15 protein-coding genes are annotated in these 18379 nt (G+C 71.6%); 4 read left to right on the forward strand and 11 right to left on the reverse strand.

Annotated features, from left to right (window positions below):
- Nucleotides 1-7: 7 nt before the first annotated feature.
- Genes ABT118_RS19070 through ABT118_RS19080 form a run of 3 tightly spaced genes read right to left on the reverse strand, consistent with a single transcriptional unit; the run spans nucleotide 8 to nucleotide 2969 of the window.
- Entirely contained in the window at nucleotides 8-832 is an 825-nt protein-coding gene (locus ABT118_RS19070) for an ABC transporter permease subunit (protein WP_350669922.1), read from the reverse strand.
- On the reverse strand, nucleotides 820-1788 hold the full coding sequence (locus tag ABT118_RS19075; RefSeq protein ID WP_350669923.1) for an ABC transporter permease: 969 nt from the start codon (nucleotides 1786-1788) through the stop codon (nucleotides 820-822). The genes ABT118_RS19070 and ABT118_RS19075 overlap by 13 nt, the downstream gene beginning before the upstream one ends.
- A gap of 8 nt (nucleotides 1789-1796) precedes the next feature.
- A complete protein-coding gene (locus ABT118_RS19080; protein ID WP_350669924.1) occupies nucleotides 1797-2969 on the reverse strand; it encodes an ABC transporter substrate-binding protein in 1173 nt (390 codons plus the stop codon).
- Between the two features lie 273 nt (nucleotides 2970-3242).
- Between ABT118_RS19080 and ABT118_RS19085 the strand changes: the two genes are divergently transcribed.
- Entirely contained in the window at nucleotides 3243-4010 is a 768-nt protein-coding gene (locus ABT118_RS19085) for a GntR family transcriptional regulator (RefSeq protein WP_350669925.1), read from the forward strand.
- A 12-nt stretch (nucleotides 4011-4022) separates the two neighbouring features.
- On the opposite strand, the gene ABT118_RS19090 is transcribed toward ABT118_RS19085, so the two are convergent.
- From ABT118_RS19090 to ABT118_RS19120, 7 genes are all read right to left on the reverse strand, one after another.
- The gene (locus tag ABT118_RS19090) at nucleotides 4023-4784 is read right to left on the reverse strand and encodes a YlmC/YmxH family sporulation protein (RefSeq protein ID WP_350669926.1); all 762 of its coding nucleotides are present in this window, start codon (nucleotides 4782-4784) and stop codon (nucleotides 4023-4025) included.
- A gap of 77 nt (nucleotides 4785-4861) precedes the next feature.
- The gene (gene tmpA, locus ABT118_RS19095; protein WP_350669927.1) at nucleotides 4862-6427 is read right to left on the reverse strand and encodes a 2-trimethylaminoethylphosphonate dioxygenase; all 1566 of its coding nucleotides are present in this window, start codon (nucleotides 6425-6427) and stop codon (nucleotides 4862-4864) included.
- A 132-nt stretch (nucleotides 6428-6559) separates the two neighbouring features.
- The gene (locus ABT118_RS19100) at nucleotides 6560-7552 is read right to left on the reverse strand and encodes a zinc metalloprotease (RefSeq protein ID WP_350669928.1); all 993 of its coding nucleotides are present in this window, start codon (nucleotides 7550-7552) and stop codon (nucleotides 6560-6562) included.
- A gap of 207 nt (nucleotides 7553-7759) precedes the next feature.
- Nucleotides 7760-8806 carry a LacI family DNA-binding transcriptional regulator gene (locus ABT118_RS19105; protein WP_350669929.1) on the reverse strand — a complete coding sequence of 349 codons (1047 nt, stop codon included), beginning with the start codon at nucleotides 8804-8806 and terminating at the stop codon, nucleotides 7760-7762.
- A gap of 32 nt (nucleotides 8807-8838) precedes the next feature.
- Nucleotides 8839-9675, reverse strand: coding sequence for a carbohydrate ABC transporter permease (locus ABT118_RS19110; protein WP_350669930.1), 837 nt, complete (start codon nucleotides 9673-9675; stop codon nucleotides 8839-8841).
- Nucleotides 9675-10589 carry a carbohydrate ABC transporter permease gene (locus ABT118_RS19115; protein ID WP_350669931.1) on the reverse strand — a complete coding sequence of 305 codons (915 nt, stop codon included), beginning with the start codon at nucleotides 10587-10589 and terminating at the stop codon, nucleotides 9675-9677. The genes ABT118_RS19110 and ABT118_RS19115 overlap by 1 nt, the downstream gene beginning before the upstream one ends.
- A 71-nt stretch (nucleotides 10590-10660) precedes the next feature.
- The gene (locus ABT118_RS19120; protein ID WP_350669932.1) at nucleotides 10661-11971 is read right to left on the reverse strand and encodes an ABC transporter substrate-binding protein; all 1311 of its coding nucleotides are present in this window, start codon (nucleotides 11969-11971) and stop codon (nucleotides 10661-10663) included.
- Between the two features lie 203 nt (nucleotides 11972-12174).
- Between ABT118_RS19120 and ABT118_RS19125 the strand changes: the two genes are divergently transcribed.
- The 3 genes from ABT118_RS19125 to ABT118_RS19135 all read left to right on the forward strand — a co-directional run bounded on the left by ABT118_RS19125 (nucleotide 12175) and on the right by ABT118_RS19135 (nucleotide 17329).
- Nucleotides 12175-14190 (forward strand): beta-galactosidase, encoded by a 2016-nt coding sequence (locus tag ABT118_RS19125; RefSeq protein ID WP_350669933.1) that lies wholly within the window; start codon nucleotides 12175-12177, stop codon nucleotides 14188-14190.
- A 232-nt stretch (nucleotides 14191-14422) separates the two neighbouring features.
- A complete protein-coding gene (locus tag ABT118_RS19130) occupies nucleotides 14423-15997 on the forward strand; it encodes a glycoside hydrolase family 53 protein (protein WP_502884590.1) in 1575 nt (524 codons plus the stop codon).
- A gap of 72 nt (nucleotides 15998-16069) precedes the next feature.
- On the forward strand, nucleotides 16070-17329 hold the full coding sequence (locus tag ABT118_RS19135) for an MFS transporter (RefSeq protein ID WP_350669935.1): 1260 nt from the start codon (nucleotides 16070-16072) through the stop codon (nucleotides 17327-17329).
- Here ABT118_RS19135 and ABT118_RS19140 read toward each other — a convergent pair.
- A complete protein-coding gene (locus tag ABT118_RS19140) occupies nucleotides 17266-18348 on the reverse strand; it encodes a pyridoxal-phosphate-dependent aminotransferase family protein (protein ID WP_350669936.1) in 1083 nt (360 codons plus the stop codon). The genes ABT118_RS19135 and ABT118_RS19140 overlap by 64 nt on opposite strands.
- Nucleotides 18349-18379: the final 31 nt, after the last annotated feature.

Raw genomic sequence — 18379 nt, forward strand, 5'->3', positions numbered from 1 at the left:
CAGGGGGTCAGTGGGAGGTGGTCTTCCGGCGCCGCTCACGGCCGGCCGCGGACAGCAGGAGCAGGAGCACCCAGGTGATCAGCAGGCTCAGCACGGAGACCGCGACGGACATCTGGCCCTGGCTGTTGCCGACCGTGTAGATCCAGACCGCGAACGGCTCGTAGCCGAGGATCGAGGAGGCGGTGAACTCCCCGAGCACCAGGGCCAGGGTGAGGAACGAGGCGTTCAGCAGCGCGCCGCGCAGGTTCGGCAGCACCACCGTGACCACCGCGCGCGGCCAGCTCGCACCGCAGTTGCGGGCGGCCTCGACCAGGGTGCGGACGTCCAGCGCGCGCAGCCCGGCGTCCAGCGCCCGGTACGCGAGCGGCAGCGACATCAGCACGTACGCGATCACCAGCACCAGCGGGAACTCGGGGTCCTGGATGAACACCATGGTCTGGAAGAACGGGGTGTCCATCAGGTAGTCCGGGCCCCAGCGCAGCACGCCGATCAGCCCGGCGGTGAGTGCCACCGGGGGGACCACCAGCGGGAGGGTGCAGACCACTTCGAGCACCGAGCGGAGCCGGGGCGAGCCGAGCCGGACCGCGATCAGCGCGGGCACCAGCAGGAGCAGCAGCACGACGACCGTGAGGCCGGCCAGCTCCAGCGTGAGCAGCAGGCTCTTGGTGAAGCCGGGGGCGCTCAACAGGCCGGTGTAGGCGGCGAAGTCGATGCCGTCCCGGCTGTCGACGGAGAACCAGACCGAGGCCGCCATCGGCACCAGGAAGTACACCCCGGCCAGCAGCAGGACGAGGCCGCGCCAGATGCGCAGTTTGGAGATCAGCTGAGCCATCGTGCGCTCCGACGCTGGAGGGGGAGGTAGACGGCCATCACCAGGACGGCGACCAGGATCATGTCCAGGCTCAGCGCGAGCGCCAGGTTGCCCTGGCCGACCAGCACGTTGCCGGAGAGCGCGTCCGCGATCGAGCGGCTGACCAGCGGCACGGTGGCGCCGACCATCGCGGCCGCCGTGGCGTACGCGGCGAAGGCGCTGCCGAACAGCAGCACGAAGCCGCCGAGCAGCGAGGGGAACAGGATCGGCAGCGCGACGTGCCGCCAGTACTGGAACGCGGTGGCCCGGTTGTTGTGCGCGGCCTCGCGCCACTGGGTCCGCAGACCGTCCAGGGCCGGGGTGATGGTGAGCACCATCAGCGGCACCAGGAAGTACAGGTACACGATGGTCAGACCGGTGAAGGAGTAGAGGGTCCAGCCGTGCTCGGTCAGCCCGAACAGCTGGGTGATCTCACCGGCGTTGCCCAGGGTCGCGACGAAGGCGAACGCCAGCGGCAGGCCGCCGAAGTTGGCCAGCACGCCGGAGGCGGTGAGCACTGCCTCGCGCAGCGCGCGGAACCGGGAGGTGACGACCGCCTGGGCGATCGGCAGGCCGATCAGGGTGCCGAGCAGCGCGGTCAGCGCGGAGAGCTTGACGCTGCTCCACAGCGCGGTCAGGTAGGCGCCCTGGACCGAGTCGGTGAGGTTGGCGGTGGTGAAGGCACCGGCGCCGGTCTCGGCGTCACTGGAGGTGGTGAACGCGCCGCTGATGATCGCGACGGCCGGCAGGCCGAAGCTGATCAGGAAGAACAGCAGCAGCGGGACGGTGGCCAGCCAGGAGCCGCCGAGGCGACGCAGGGACCGGACCAGCGGACGGGGGGCGGGGGAGGGGGCTGCGGTGGGGACCCCCGCACCGCCGCCGAGCTCGGTGAGCTCGGCGGCGGCAGGGGCCGGCACCGGGGTGGGAGCCGTGGTCATTTCGGTGATCAGCCCGCGATCGCCTTGGTCCAGTTCTCGGTCACGACCTTCTTCGCGGCCGTGACCTGCTCCGGGGTCGGGAAGACGGTGAACGGCTTCTCGATCACGGGCAGCTTGGCCGCGGCGGCCGCGTCCAGGGTGCCGTCCTTCTTCAGCGCGTCGAACAGCGCCGGGTTGGCGTAGCCGCCCAGGAAGAGGTTCTGGCCCTCGACGCTGAACAGGTACTCCTGCCACAGGCGGGCGGCGGCCGGGTGCGGGGCGAACTTGTTGATGCCCTGGTTGTAGTACTGGGCGTAGCTGCCGTCGGACGGGATCGAGACCTGCCAGTCGATGCCCTTGGGCTTGAACTGGTCGGTGTAACCGGCGTTCAGGTAGGACCAGTCGATCGAGATCGGGGTCTCACCCTTCTCGATGGTGGCCGGGGTGGACTCGACCGGGTTGAAGTTGCCGGACTGCTTCAGCTTGCCGAACCAGTCGATGCCGGGCTGGATGTTGTCCAGCGAACCGCCGTTGGCCAGCGCGGCCGCGTAGACGCCGCCGAAGGCCGAGCCGGACTTGGTCGGGTTGCCGTTCAGCGCGACCTTGCCCTTGTACTCGGGCTTGAGCAGGTCGGCGAAGGTCTTCGGGCAGACCGCGACCTTCTTGGCGTCGCAGCCGATCGAGATGTAGCCGCCGTAGTCGTTCACCCGGGCGCCGGTGGCGTCCTTCATGGTCTCGGCGACCTTGTCGAAGCTCGCGACCTTGTACGGGGCCAGCAGGCCGTCCTTGACCGCCTGGATGGCGAAGGCGCTGCCGAGGTCGACCACGTCGGGGGCGCGGTCCTGGCCCTTGCGGGAGTTGATCGCGTTGATCTCGTCCTGGCTGGAGCCGTCCGGGTTCTCCTCCTCGACCTCGATGCCGTACTTGGCCTTGTAGCCGTCGATGATCTTGCCGTAGTTCGCCCAGTTCCGGGGGAGCGTGATGACGTGCAGCTTCCCCTCCTTCTTGGCGGCGGCGATCAGGCCGTCCATGCCGCCGAGATCGGCCGCGGAGGTGGCGTCCTTGGCCTCCTTGGTGCCGGCCTTCGGGGCGGTGTCACCGGACTTGGCGGTCGAGCCCGCCGAGCCGCAGGCGGACAGGGAGAGCGCGGCGGCGGTCAGCACGGCCGCGAAGGCGGCGGCACGGGTGCGGGACGTGATCACGGGTGGATCTCCTGAGTAAGGGGAGTTCTCGAGGGAGGGGGGACAGCGTGGGAAACAGCTGACGCTGTGCCAAGTTGGCCAGCCAACTTGGCTGCCGGGGTAAGTACGCCGGAGCCCGGTGACGGGAAGGTGAACGGATGCCCCAGTACAGGGGGCGGCTGCGGGAACGGTGTCGGCCGACCTCGGCGCGGTGATCAGCAGCGGCTACAGTCGGTGGCGTCCGTGCACCATCTGGGTGGACAGGACACCGCGCAGGGAAGGACTTTGACGCACGTGGCACTCGACCAGGACCGCGCCACCGGCTCGCTCTACCGCAAGGTGGCCGCCGACCTGCGCGAAGCCATCACCTCCGGCTCGTACGGCGACGCCGGACGGCTGCCCGCCGAGGGCGCCCTGGCCGAGCAGTACGGCGTCTCCCGGGGCACCGTCCGCCAGGCCCTCGCCGTGCTCCGCGCCGACGGACTGGTCACATCCCGTCGCGGCACCCGCCGGGTGGTGCTCGGCACCGCCCGGGTGCAGAGCTTCTCCGAACTGCTCTCCTTCACCCACTGGGCCCGCTCGATGGGCGAGGAGCCCGGCGGCCGGCTCGAATCCCTGGTCCGCCGCCCCGCCGACGCCGCCGAACGCGAGCAGCTCCGGCTGGAGCCCGGTTCCGAGGTCTACGTCACGCTCCGTCTGCGCACCCTCTCCGGCACCCCCGTGATGGTGGAGCGAACGGTCTATCCGCCCCGGGTCGGTGAGCTGGTGGCCCAGCTCCCCCCGGACGTGGTCTCGCACACCGAGCCGCTGCGCGAGCACGGCATCCTCTTCACCGACGCCGACCACACCATCGACGTGGTCGCCGCCAACGCCGACGACGCCCGCCTGCTCACCTGCCGCCGGGGCAGCCCGCTGCTGCGCGAGAAGCGCCGCACCACCGACCCCACCGGCACCCCGGTGGAGTGGTCGCAGGACCGCTACCTCCCCGGCACCGTCGCCTTCAGCATCCACAACTCCCTGGCCTCGTCCGCCCTTTCGCGGCACGCACGGGAGAGCGACTGACCCCCGGGCCGATCAGGAACCGTCCGGCGCGGTGAACGTCTCGGGCTCGCCGAACTCCCGGAAGACCGCGGTGTTCAGCGCCCGAAGACCCGACAGCTCCACCCGCTGCTCGAACCGCACCGTCCGGCCCTGTCGGTCGATCCACAGGTCGCAGTCGAAGCCGGCCACGCCCTTGGCCGCCAGGCTCCGGGCGGTGCGGGGGTCGAGGGTTTCGAGCTCCGCCGACTCGAACCGCCCGGCGAACCGGTAGGCCGGGACGCCGTCCAGCAGTTCGGGCCCCTTGCGGGCCTCCGCCCCACGGGTGGCCAGCGCCCTGGCGAAGGCACCGTAGTCGGCCAGGGTGGCGTCGGCCGAGCGCGGCAGCTTCCGCCAGGGACCGGGGCCGGCCAGGTCCCTGGCGTACGCCGAGGTCTCGGTGAGCACCGACTCGAAGTGCACCGTCCGCCCGTCCGCCGACGGCTCGGCGGCGCGCATCTCGATCCGGCCGGTGAACAGGTCGCCGTTGTTCATCCGCCCGGATCCGGTGAACCCGGGCTTCCCGTCGATGGTGGAGGTCAGCAGGACGGTTGCGGAGTAGGGCTTCCCGATGCTGAGCGCCAGTGCCATCCCGGGATCGAACGAGGGCCCGGCCGAGGCGGTCGGGGACGCGGCCGCCGCTGCCGTCGTCGCGGGTGCCGCCGTACCGGCCCGGTCGGCCGTGCCGCACCCGGCCAGACCGGCCAGCGCGAGTGCCGCGACGGCGGCGATCAGGTGGCGGCGGCGGTGGGTCGGCACGGGTTCCCCCAGGTCAGAACGGTGGTCGGAGCGCAGTAGCCTCTCACATCGCCGTTCGTTCACCGACCGTCGGGGTGCTACCCCAGCAGCCGGGCCAGCAGCGGGCGGAAGTGGTCGAACCCGGGGGTGGCCGCGTCGGCGACCTTGGCCTCGTCGTCCCAGCGCCGGACGGTGACGGCATCGGCCGCACCCGGGAGGGCGGCGAAGGCGGCGGCCTCCTGGTCCGTCATCGGTCCGCCCTGCACCTGGAGGGTGAAGACCGAGGCCTCGGAGAGCAGCGCCAGGTACGAGGGCTCGACCGCGCACAGGTACCGCTTCGCGGCCACGTGCAGCCGGATCGGCTCGGTCACCTCGGGCCCGAACCAGCGGGCGAGCCAGTCCGCACCGGTGTGGCTGTGCCGGTTGTCCTGCCCGGCCATCAACTCCAGCCCGGAGCCGCCGAAGTGGCCGATGTCGTGCAGCAGGGCGGCGGCCACCAGGTGGTCGGGTGCGCCGGCGGCCTCGGCCAGCGCACCGGACTGGAGCATGTGCTCGGCCATCGTCACCGCCTCGCCCAGGTACTCCCCGGCGCCCTCGCCCGCGAACAGCTCCGCGATCGAGTCGAGCGCGGCGGCCCGCCGCTCCAGCACCGCGAGGGTGGAGGCGAGCGAGTCCAGGTCGGCGTAGCAGCCCTGGAGGTGCCGGGCGCCGTCCTGCTCGAACGCCGTCCTGGCGTGCAGCAGGCGGGTGTTGTCGAAGATCAGGCAGTCACCGGGCCCGAGCCGGAACTCCAGCTGCAGCTCGGGCCGCAGGGTGATCTCGGCGAACCGCCGGTACGCCGCGTAGAAGGCGTCCGGGTCGGACACCCGCAGCGTCCCGATCGAGCGGTTGTTGAACCGCACCTCGCGGATCCGCCCCAGCGCGTCCACCTCGATCAGCGGCCGGTCCGCCCGCAGTTCGGTACCCCGGTCGCGGAACACGAACGGCACCGGCGTACCGGTCAGCACCGCGAAGTCCGCCGGGCTCTCGGTCCGCAGCAGGGCCGCCGCCCGGAAGCCGTCCACCAGGCCCGAGTCACCGCCCTCGGCCTCGTTGCGCAGGCAGTGCAGCAGTTGCAGGGTCGGCACCGGGTCGCGGTACGGGTTGTCGGTGTGCGGGGCGATCGCCACGTTGGTGAAGGCCAGGTTGTTGGGATCGGCCTCGACCCGGACGTCGAACAGCTCGCCGTAGTTGGTCTCCCGGACGTACCCGAAGGTCCGGGCCACCGTCAGCACCTGCTGCTCGACCACCGGTACGTCCCGCAGCAGCGCGAAGCCGAACTTCCGCACCGCGCGCAGGATTTCGGCCGGATCGGCCAGGTAGTCGGCCCAGTCGGCGGCCGGCAGCCCAGCGGCGAAGTCGGCGGCGGCCCAGAGCGGTCGGCCCTGCTCGGTGCGCCCGTCGTCACCCGGCCCGTCCTGGTCGCCGGCCAGGAAGTCGAGCGGGTAGCGGGAGGCGTGCCCGTCCGACCACTCGACTGCCAGCACCCCGTCCGCCTCGGCCGACGTACGGACCGTCAGGTCGCCCGGCAGGTCGGTGATCTGGAACAGCTTCTGCCCCGTGCGCAGGTCGCGGCAGTCGGTGCAGGGGCAGTTGTCGCGCAGCCAGTACGGCGAGAGCGTCATCGTCGGGCCTCCAGAGCCAGAAGTTGTACAGACAACTCTGGCCGCCGAAGGTGATTTTCAGGAGGCGCTCGGACGAACAACGACCGACGGGCACCCCTCCGGCAGGAGGAGTGCCCGTCGGCCGTCGCGGGGTCAGGCGCGGTACGAGGCCCAGGAGCTGTTCATCCGGGCGACCTGGCCCGGGGTGAACTGGGTCATGCAGGAGTCGTAGGTGTAGTCCATGAAGTTCTTGATCGGGTCCAGGCCGGGCTTGTTGGTGCAGGAGTCGCGGCCGGTCGGGCACTCGAAGGCTGCGGTCTTCTCGGCGGGGGTGTCGGAGACGTAGTCGCCGTTGCCGCTGCAACCGCCCTGGAAGGTGTGGTAGAGCCCCATCCAGTGGCCGACCTCGTGGGTGGCGGTGTCGCCCTCGTTGTAGTTGGTCGCCGAGCCGCCCGGGAGCGAGGCGTCCAGCATGACCACGCCGTCGTCCTTCGGGTTCGACTTGTAGGAGCTCGGGAAGGTGGCCCAGCCGAGCAGGTCGTCGCCGAGGCTGGCGGTGTAGATGTTGAGCGCGTTGGCGGCACCCTTGCGCAGGCTGGTCTTCATGCTCTTCTCGGCGGCGGAGCCCGGCGTGATGCCGTTGTACCAGCCCGAGTTGTCGGTGTAGTCGGTGCCGGCCAGCGAGAACGCGAACGGAGTGGCGGTGTTGCCCGCACCCTGGCCGCCGTAGGCCGCGTTCAGCACCGCGATCTGCTTGCTGATGTCGGTCGCGGTGAGCTTGCCGGTGCTGCCGCTGTGCACCACGTGGAAGTAGACCGGGATGCTGGTGGACGCCAGCGCGCCGCCCGAGAGCAGCTGCTGACCCTTCGCCGACTTCTGCAGCTGGGCCACCTTCGCGCTCAGGTCCGCGTCCATCGCCTTGGCCTGGGCGTCGGTGACCGCGTTCGGCTCGGCGGTGTGGCCGCCCTTGATCTGCCGGGCCGCGGCGTTGTCCCCGGCGTCCGTCGTACAGGCGGCGGCGCTCGACGCGCCGAACGCACCGAGCGAGGACGGCACGGCGAACTGGCCTGCGGTCAGCATCCCGGCCAGGGCGGCGACGCCGAGCAGGCGGCTGGAGGCACGGGTGAAGGAACGGGCAGGACGCATCTGCTCTCCTGGTGAAGCCGTGGGGGGTGCGGCGGTGAGGGGCCGCCGACCAGAGAGGCTACGCAGCATCGACGTGCACGCGTCATACCCGAACCGGCCGTAAAATATCCTGCCCCACCATCACAGGGCCGCAGATCCTCCCTGCTGACACCCCTGCTGCGCCCAGTTGTTACTGCCAGGCAACACGGCGTGCTGTCCGAAAACCGCTCACGCGGAGCCGCGGACCACCAGCTCGGTCGGGAGGATCACGGTGGACGGGTCGTCGCCGGCGATCTGGGCCAGGAGCAGGCGGACCATCTCCTCGCTGATCCGGTCCCAGGGCTGCCTGATCGTCGTCAGCGGGGGGCGGGTGGTCAGGGCCACCGAGGAGTCGTCGAAGCCGCCGAGGGCCACGTCGTCGGGGACGGTGCGGCCGGCCCGGGCGAGCGCGGTGAGGGCGCCGTCGGCCATCAGGTCGGAGGCGACGAAGAGGGCGTCCAGGTCGGGGGAGCGGCTCAGCAGCAGGTCGGTGGCGGCCTCGCCGCCCGCGCGGCTGTAGTCGCCCTCGGCGACCAGGCGGTCCTCGTACGGGAGGCCGTACTCGGCCAGCACCTCGCGGTAGCCGGCCAGCCGTTCGACCCCGCCGGGGGTGTCCTGCGGGCCGGTCACGGTGGCCACCCGGCGGCGGCCGGAGTCCAGCAGGTGACGGACCATCTCCCGGGCGCCGTCCCGGTCGTCGGCGGCGACGTAGGCGAGCCGGCCGCGGTGGCCGAGCGGCCGGCCGCAGGAGACCACCGGGAGTTCGGCCTGCCGGAGCTCGGCCAGGATCGGGTTGCCGGCGTGGGTGGAGACCAGCAGCACGCCGTCGGCGTGGCCGGCCGCCAGGTAGCGGGTGATCCGGCGGCGTTCGGCCTCGGTGCCGGCCGTCATCAGCATCAGCGGGATGTCGTGCTCGGCCAGTGCGGCGGTGCAACCCCGCAGCAGGGTGACGAAGTTGGGGTCCTCGAAGAAGCGCTCCTGCGGTTCGGTGAGCAGGAAGGCGACCGAGCCGGAGCGCTGGGTGACCAGGCTCCGGGCGGCCCGGTTGACCACGTAGCCGAGCTTCCTGATCGCCGCGTTCACCGCCTCCAGGGCGGCGGGGCTGACGTTGTGCCCGCCCTGGAGGACGCGGGAGACGGTGCCGCGTGAGACGCCCGCCTCGGCGGCGACGTCGTGGATGGTCGGCGGCCGGCGGGTGCGGCCGGCCGACCGTCCCCGGGAGGCTGGCTCCGTCATGGGATTCCTTGCGTGCTGGTGCTGGCGGACAGTCAGGACTTTACGGCGCCGGAGAGCAGATCGATGCGCCAGTAGCGCTGGAGTCCCAGGAAGAGTGCGACCAGCGGGACGATCGACAGCAGTGCCCCGGTGATCACCAGGGTGTACAGCGCGGGCGCGTTGGCCCCCTGCTGCAGCAGCGAGTACAGGCCCACGGTGACCGGGAACTTCGCGTCGTCGCCGAGCATGATGTACGGCAGCAGGAAGTTGTTCCAGATCGCCACGAACTGGAACAGGAAGACGGTGACCAGGCCGGGCACCATCATCGGCAGCGCCACGCTGCGGAACAGCCGGAACTCCCGTGCCCCGTCCACCCGGGCGGCCTCGACCACCTCGTCCGGGATCGCGGCGGCGGCGTAGATCCGGGCCAGGTAGATGCCGTACGGGCTGAGGATGCTGGGCAGCAGTACGGACCAGTAGCTGTCGGCCAGTCCGGCCTCGGCCATCAGCAGGTACTGCGGGATGGCCAGCGTGATCGGCGGCATCAGCACCCCGGCGAGCAGGATGCTGAACAGCGCGTTCCGGCCCCGGAAGCGGTACTTGGCCAGCGCGTAGCCGGTCACCCCGGAGAGCGCGGCGGACAGCAGCGCGCCGAAGCCCGCGTACAGCGCGGAGTTGAGCATCCAGCGCCAGTAGACGCCGTCCCGGTAGGAGGAGAGCTCGGCCAGGTTGTCCAGGAAGCCGGTGCCGGGCGCGAAGGTGAAGGTGGTGAACAGCTCCTGGCCGCTCTTGGTCGAGGCCGTCACCACCCAGATGATCGGCACCAGGCAGTAGGCGGCGCCGAGCAGCAGGATCAGGGTGGGGATCCACCGGGTCGACTTGGTACGCATCAGCTGCCCCCGTCGGTGCGCTTGTTGACCAGCTTGAGGAAGCCGAAGGAGATCAGCAGGGTGCCCACCGCGATGATCACCGAGGTGGCGGCGGCGGAGTGGATGTCGCCCTGGACGAACGCGTCCCGGTAGACCTTCATCAGCGGACTCCAGGTGGAGCTGAGCGCGTTGGTCATCGGCTTGAGCGTCATCGGCTCGCTGAACACCTGGAGGGTGGCGATCATCGAGAAGAAGAAGGTCAGTACCAGCGAGGGCAGCACCATCGGGATCTTGATCCGCAGGGCGACCTTCAGCTCCGAGCAGCCGTCCAGCCGGGCCGCCTCGTACAGCTCGACCGGGATGGACCGGAGCGAGGTGTAGATGACGATCATGTTGAAGCCGGTGCCGCCCCAGACCGCGATGTTGGCCAGCGCGACGTACAGGCCGTTGCCGGAGAGCAGGTCGGGGCCCGACATCCCGGCCTCGGTGAGCAGGAAGTAGCCGGGGCTGACGGTCGGCAGGTAGAGGAAGCCCCAGAGCAGCGAGGCCACGATGCCGGGCACCGCGTACGGCAGGAAGATCGCCAGCCGGGAGAAGGAGCCGAACCGGATCGCCGGGGTGTCGAGCAGCAGCGCGAAGAACAGCGCGGCGCCGAGCATCGCGGGCACCAGCAGCGCGCCGTAGACCAGGGTCCGGCCGGCCCCACCGAGCAGTTCGGGGTCGCTCAGGGCGGAGGTGTAGTTGCCGAACCCGGCCCACACCTCGGTGCGGGCGCCGGAGCCCAGGCCGAGGCCCTTGACCCGGACCGCGCGGAAGCTCAGGTAGACCGCGTAACCGATCGGCAGGGCGAAGAACAGGGAGAACAGCAGGGTGGCGGGGGCGAGGAAGGCGTACGGGGCGAGTCGCCTGGTCGGCCTGGGCTGCGGGGGCGCCATGGCGGTCCTTGGGTTCGGGAGGGCACCCGGGGCTGACGACGGATCAGCCCCGGGCCTGGTCGACGGGCCGGTCAGCCTTCGGTCTTGAAGCCGTTCTTCTTCAGGTCCGCGACGGTGGCCTGCTGCATCGCGGTCAGCGCGGCGCCGAAGTCGCCCTTGTCCTGGGCCGCCTTGCCGAAGGCGTCCTTGAAGGTGGAGTAGGCGACGTTGACGTTCGGGCCCCAGGCGGCCGGGGCGGTGCCCTTGGCGAGCTCGGCGGCCTTCGGGTAGAAGTCGGCCTGGTTGGCGAAGAACTCCGGGGCGGTGGCCAGGGCGGCGCCGGTCTGCGCCGAGGTGGCGGCCGGGTAGATGCCCGCCTCCTTGACCAGGGCGGCGACGGCGGTCGGGTCGGTGTTCAGCCAGGTGGCGAACTGTGCGGCGGCGTCGGCGTGTCCGGCCTTCTTCGCGCCGGTGGTGACGCCGGTGGTGGAGCCGCCCCAGCTGCCGGTGACCGACTCGCCCGCGGTCCACTGCGGCAGCGGGGCCATCGCCCACTTGCCCTTGGTGTCGGGGGCGGAGCTGGTGAGGACGCCGGGCGCCCAGACCGCGCTGACCCAGGCGATCTGACTGCCGTCGTTCAGCGCCTTGCTCCAGGCGGGGGTGTACATCGGCTGGTTGTCGACGGCGCCCTCCTTGACCAGGCCGCCCCAGAACTCGGCGACCTTCCGGGTGGCGGCGTCGTCGATGCCGACCTTCCAGGTCTCCCCGGCGGCGGTCCACCACTTGGCGCCGGCCTGCTGGGCCAGCCCGGCGAACAGGCCGGAGTCGTTGGCGGAGAAGGTGGTCAGCGCCTTCGTGGCGTCCTTCTGCTTCAACTGCCGTGCGGCGTCGGCGAACTCGGTCCAGGTGGCGGGCACCTTGAGGCCGTACTGCTGGAACAGGTCGGCGCGGTAGTAGAGCGCCAGCGGGGCGGTGTCCTGCGGGATCGCGTACACCGCGTCGGTGCCGAGCGAGACCTGCTGCCAGACGCCGGCCGCGAACTGGCTCTTCACCGGGGCCGCCTGCGCGGCGATGTCGGCCAGCACGTCGTTGGAGACCAGCGTGGGCAGCGCCTGGAACTCGGCCTGGACCAGGTCTGGGGCGTTGCCGGCCTTGGCGGCGGTGATGGTCTTGGTCACCAGGTCGTCGCCGCTGGCCTGCTTCTGGACGCTGACCTGGATGTCGGGGTGGCCCTGGTTCCAGAGCGCCACCACCTTGTCCATGTTCGGGGTCCAGGACCAGAAGGTCAGGTTCACCGGGCCGCTGGCCGCCTTGCCCCCGGTGTCGGCCGAGCCGGAGCAGGCGGCGAGCGCGAGCACCCCGGTCAGGGCGAGGGCGGCCGGGGCGAGGACGCGACGGTTCATGGGGATCCTCCCGAGGATCACTGCTGCAGGGGGAGAAGTGGGGGACAGCCGGAGCGGCGTGGGGGCCGCGACCATCGACTGTGCACGTTCACAGTACGGAAACCAGCCAGACACTTGTCAATGCTTGGAGTCGTACGGTTATCTAGGCGAGACACAGCGGCCCACGACTGTGCACGTTCACAGAAACTCTCCTGGAGCCTGACATGGAACACCCGCTGACCTGGCCCGCCGGGCTGGACGCGCTCGCCTTCGGCGGGGACTGGAACCCGGAGCAGTGGCCCGAGGAGGTCTGGCGGGAGGACGTCCGGCTGATGCGCGAGGCCGGGGTCACCATGGTCAGCGTGGGCATCTTCTCCTGGGCCCTGCTGGAGACCGAGCGCGGCAGCTACGACTTCGGCTGGCTGGACCGGCTGCTGGACCTGCTGCACGCCAACGGCATCCGGGCCGACCTGGGCACCCCCACCGTGGTCCCGCCCGCCTGGTTCTACCGCGAGCACCCCGAGGCACTGCCGGTGACCAGGGACGGCCTGCGGTACGAGTTCGGCGGGCGCGGCGCGATCTGCCACAGCTCACCGGCCTACCAGGAGGCCGCCGCGGGCATCACCGAGCAGCTCGGCCTCCGGTACGGCAGCCACCCGGCGGTCGCGCTCTGGCACGTGCACAACGAGTACGGCGTGCCGGTCAGCGCCTGCTACTGCGAGACCTCCGCCGCCCACTTCCGGCGCTGGCTGGCCGACCGGTACCAGACCCTGTCCGAGCTCAACTCGGCCTGGGGCACCGCCTTCTGGGGTCAGCGCTACAACCGCTGGGACGACATCAGGCCGCCCCGCACCACCCCCACGGCCGGCAACCCGGCGCAGCAGCTGGACTGGGCCCGGTTCACCAACGACGCGATCCTGGCCAACTTCAAGCGCGAGCGGGACCTACTGCACCGCCTCTCACCCGGCATCCCGGTCACCACCAACTTCATGACCGCGCTGTCCCAGTGCGAGTCACTGGACTACTGGGCCTGGGGTCGGGAGGTGGACATCGTCTCCAACGACCACTACCTGGTCGCCGAAGCGCCCCGCAACCACATCAACCTGGCCATGTCGGCGGACCTGACCCGCTCGGTGGCCGGCGGCCGCCCGTGGCTGCTGCTCGAACACTCCACCGGCGCGGTCAACTGGCAGCCCCGCAACCTGGTCAAGCAGCCCGGCGAACTGGCCCGCAACAGCCTGGCGCACGTCGCCCGCGGCTCGGACGGCGCGATGTTCTTCCAGTGGCGGGCCTCCCGCTACGGCGCCGAGAAGTTCCACTCCGCGATGCTGCCGCACGCGGGCACCGACAGCCGGATCTGGCGCGAGGTGGTCGCGCTCGGCGCCGACCTGGGCTCGCTCGGCGCCGTCCGGGGCAGCCGGGTCAGGGCCGACGCGGCGATCCTCTGGGACTGGCAGTCCTGGTGGGCGCAGAAGCTGGAGTGGCGGCCGAGCGAGGACCTGGACGCCCGCGAGCGGGCCGACGCCTGGTACGCCGCCGCCTGGGACCGGCACCTGACCGTCGACTTCGCGCACCCCGAGGCCGACCTCAGCGGGTATCCGCTGGTCCTGGTCCCGGCGCTGTACCTGATGACCGAGGCCGCCTCGCTCAACCTCCGGGAGTACGTGGCGAACGGCGGCACCCTGGCGGTCTCCTACTTCTCCGGCATCGTGGACGAGCACGACACCGTCCAGCCGGGGCCGCACCCGGGTGCGCTGCGCGACGTACTCGGCCTCACGGTCGAGGAGTTCGCGCCGCTGCGGGTCGGCGAGACGGTCCGACTGATCGGCGGCGGGCCCGGGTTGACCGGCGACGTGTGGTCCGAGTTCGTCGTCCCGCGCGGCGCCGAACCGGTCTGGACGTACGCCGACGGCCCCGCCGCCGGGCACCCCGCCGTCACCCGGCACGCGCTCGGCGACGGCACCGCCTGGTACGTCTCCAGTCGGCTGCACGGGGCTGACCTGGACACCGTGCTGGCCCGGGCCTGCGCCGACGCCGGCCTGGCCGAGCGTGAACTCCCGCGCGACGTCGAGCTGGTGGAGCGGGTCGGCGAGCACGGCCGCTACCTCTTCGCGATCAACCACGGTGCGGCCGACGTCGAACTGCCGCTGGACGGCGCCGGGGTGGAGCTCCTCACCGGCACCGCCGTCTCCGGCCGGCTGACTGTCCCCGCCAACTCCACCCGGGTCGTGCAGCTCTGACGACCCGAACCGAGACCGCCTGTCGGAGCCGCTGAGGGTCGGCGACGACAGGACCGGCCGGACCGGCTCCCCCGGACCGGCCACCCGGTGGGGCGCCCCCCTTCGTCGTGGGGCGCCCCACCGGCCGCACCGCCCGGTATCGGCGCCGGGGCCGTACGCCCGGATCGCCACCGGTCGGCACCCACCCTCGTGGCAGTACCTCCCCCACCCCACCTCATCGCCAAGGATGACGATGCACCAGGGACTCCTGCGCCTGCTGAGCAGCGGCGCCGCCACACTCCTGCTCGCCACCGCCGGTGCGGTCGCGCTCCCCGCCCCGAGCGCTCTCGCCGCCACCAGCCTCACCAACCCCGGCTTCGAGTCCGACGGTTCGGCCACCGCCGCCCCCAGCGGCTGGTCGACGTACTCCGCCGCCGGACAGAACGCCTCCTCCTTCACCGAGGCGGGCGGCCACGCCGGTTCGTACCGGCTGACCCACTGGAACGCCGCCGCCTACAAGGTCGAGACGTACCAGTACCTCTCCGGGCTGACCAACGGCACCTACACGCTCACCGCGTGGGTCCGCTCCAGCGGCGGACAGAACTCCGCCTACCTCGTGCTGCGCAACTGCGGCTCCGCCGAGCAGCGCACCGACCTGCCGCCCACCGCCAACGGCGGCTGGATCCGGCTGGTCACCTCGATCGCCGTCACCGGCGGCCAGTGCACCGTCAGCATCAACTCCGATGCCAACGCCGGGAACTGGCTGAACGTCGACGACCTCACCTTCACCCCGGGCTCCACCGGCCTCGCCGTCAAGGGCGGCGACCTGTCCACGCTCGCCAAGAGCGAGGCGAAGGGCGGCGTGTACAGGAACGCCGCCGGCAGCACCGGCGACGCGATGACCATCCTGAACTCCAACGGGATGAACTACGTCCGCCTCAAGGTCTGGGTGAACCCGGCCGACGGCTACAACACCAGGACCCAGGTGCTGGCCATGGCCAAGCGGGCCAAGGCCCTCGGCATGGGCGTCCTGGTCGACTTCCACTACTCCGACCACTGGGCCCACCCCGGCCAGCAGGACAAGCCTGCCGCCTGGGCCTCGTACAGCACCGCCCAGCTCAACACCGCCGTCTACAACCACACCTACGACGTGCTGAACGCCCTGAAGGCGCAGGGCACCACGGCGGACCTGGTGCAGATCGGCAACGAGATCAACGGCGGGATGCTGCTCCCCACCGGCTCCACCGCGAACTGGTCCGCCCTGGCCGGCCTGCTCAAGCAGGGCGCCAACGCGGCCAAGGCGGTGAGCGGTTCGACCAAGGTCGCGCTGCACCTCGCCAAGGGCGGCGACCTGGCGGGCACCCGGACCTTCTTCGACAACGCGGTGGCCAACGGCGTGCCCTTCGACCTGATCGGGCTCTCCTACTACAACTACTGGCACGGCCCGCTGAACGACCTGCAGACCACCCTCGACGACGCGGCCGCCCGCTACGGCAAGCCGGTCTTCGTGGCCGAGACCGCGTACGCCTTCACCACCGCCGACAACGATGCGCTGGAGAACAACTTCCTCGCGGCGAACGTGCAGAGCGGCTACCCCGCCACCCAGGCCGGACAGGCCGCCAACCTGCGCGACGTGATGAACGTGGTCGAGGCCGTCCCCAATGGCCGTGGCCTGGGCGTCTTCTACTGGGAGCCGGCCTGGACCGCCGTCCCCGGCAACGGCTGGGACCCGGCCGACGCCGCCTCCGGCAACGCCTGGGAGAACCAGGCGCTGTTCGACTACTCCAACAAGGTCACCACCGCCGCGAGTTGGTTCAAGCACCGCTGACCACCCCTCCCCCCGGTGCGCCCTCACCACTCCCATGGGTGAGGGCGCACCAGCCACGTGGCAGGAGTACCGATGCTGATCGCCGACCTTCCCCCGAACGCCCGGCACTCGATCCGCTGGGAGCCGCTCTGGGCCGTCCCCGGCACCATCTCGATCTACTACGCGACGCTCTACCAGAAGACCGCCGGGCTGAGCACGCTGGAGATCGGCCTGATCGCCTCGCTCGGGCTCTATCTCGCCTGCTGCGTGCAGCTGTTGGCGGGCACCGTCACCGACCGGCTGGGGCGCAGGCGGACCACGCTGGTCTTCGACCTGCTCTCCTGGTCGGTGCCGATGTTCATCTGGGCGTTCGCCGACGGCTTCTGGCTCTTCCTGCTGGCCGCGCTCTGCGCCTCGTTCGGCCGGGTGGTCGACCTCTCGTTCTTCCTGTTGGTCACCGAGGACGCCACCGAGCGGCAGCGGCCGCGGATCTTCGCGGCGATCAAGCTCGTGGTGATGGCGGCCGGCCTGCTCACCCCGCTGGCGGGCATCGCGATGGCCCGGTTCGGCACCCTGCCCACGCTGCGCTGGGTCTACCTGCTCGGCGGCGTCAGCATGACCGCGCTGTTCCTGATCCGGAACCGCCTCACCACCGAGACCGCCGCCGGGCACCAGTCCGCCGCCGCCCCGCGCGGCTCGCTGCCCAGCGGCGTCGCCCGCGGCCTGCGGATGCTCGGACTGGCCTGCCGCTCCCGGCAGTTGTGGCCGGTGGTGGTGCTCTGCCTGCTCACCAACCTGGCCGTGCAGATCAACCTGTTCCAGGTGGTCCACCTCGCCGACAACCTGCACTACGGCACCGCCGCGATCGCCGCCCTGCCCGCCGTGGCCGCCGTCACCGCCTTCGCCTGCTACCTGGGCCCGATGCCCCGCTGGCAGCACCGTCCGCCGGCCCGCTCGATCCTGGCCGGCCTGCTGCTGAGCACGGCCGGCTGGCTGGCCTTCCTCGCGGTGCCGAGCGGTGGCCTGCCGGTGCTGCTGCTCAGCACCGTGCTGACCGCCGCCGGTCCGTTCCTGCTGGAGTCCTACCGGGACGCCCTGGTGGTCAGCGCGATCCCCGTCCTCGACCGCGCCGAACTCTCCTCCGCCATCAAGACCGCCACCGCCCTGGCCGCCGTCCCCTCCGGCTACCTGGCGGCGGTGCTCTACGACCGCGAACCGCAGCTGCTGTTCGGCGCGGTGGCCCTCTGCTACGGGCTCAGCGCACTGGCGGTGCTGCCGCTGACGCGGACTCAGCCCGCGAGCGCGGCCGACCAGGCCGCTTCGGCCGCCGCGACGGCCCCGTCCGCACCCTGAGTCAGTTCGGCCAGGGCACCCAGGCAGGCCAGCACCGTCCCCAGGTCGGCCGCGCGGCCGTAGTGGTTGACCCGGAGCATCCCGGAGGCGAGCGCGCCGCCGCCGGCCTGCACCGGTAGTGCCGGGTCGAGGGCGGCCACGAGGGCGGTGGCGTCCAGGCCGGACGGGGTACGGATCGTGGTGGCGACCGGCGCGGCGTCGCGGTCCTCGGGGACGAACAGTTCCAGGGTGCCCAGCGCCCGCACCCCCGCCCGGGTGGCGGCGGCCGCCGCCCGGTGCCGGGCGATGGTGGCGTCCAGGGTGTCGGCCCCGATCCGGTCCAGGCAGGCGCCGAGCGCCAGCATCTCCAACTGGGCCGGGGCGTGCGGCAGGGCGGTGCGTCCGGCGTCCGTCCAGCGCTCCTTCCAGTCCAGCAGCGAGAGGTACGAGCGGCGCGGCGCGGCCGGGTTGGCGCGGATCCGCTCCCAGGCCCGGTCGCTGACCGAGACGGCGGAGACCCCGGCCGGGCCCGCCATCGCCTTCTGGCCGCCGATCACACAGAGGTCCACGCCCCAGGCGTCGGTCAGCAGCGGCTCGGCCGCCACCGAGGCCACCGCGTCCAGCATCAGCAGCGCCCCGTGCGCCCGCACCACCTCGGCGATCTCCGCCACCGGGTTGGTGTTGCCGGTGGCCGCCTCGGCGTGCACCAGCGAGACGAAGTCGATCTCCGGCCGGCCCGCCAGCGCCTCGGCGACCTGATCGGCCGTCACGGCCGTGCTGAACGGCACCACCAGGTCCACCACCTTGGCGCCGCAGTCCCGGAGCCAGTTCCCGAAGGTCTGCCCGTACGGCCCGGTGACGATGTTGAGCGCGGTGGAGCCCGGGTGGGCCGCACCGCGGATCGCCGCCTCCAGCGGGAGCAGCGCCTCGCCCTGGGTGACGATCACGTCGGCCCGGGTCCGCAGCAGTTCACCGACCTGGTCCTCGATCGCGGCGAACTGTGCGGCGCCCAGCGGCGGCAGGTCGAGGAAGGGGCTCATGGGACGGCCTTTCGGAGGGGACGGGCTGGGG

Source organism: Kitasatospora sp. NPDC002040 (assembly GCF_040296785.1).
Lineage (GTDB): Bacteria > Actinomycetota > Actinomycetes > Streptomycetales > Streptomycetaceae > Kitasatospora.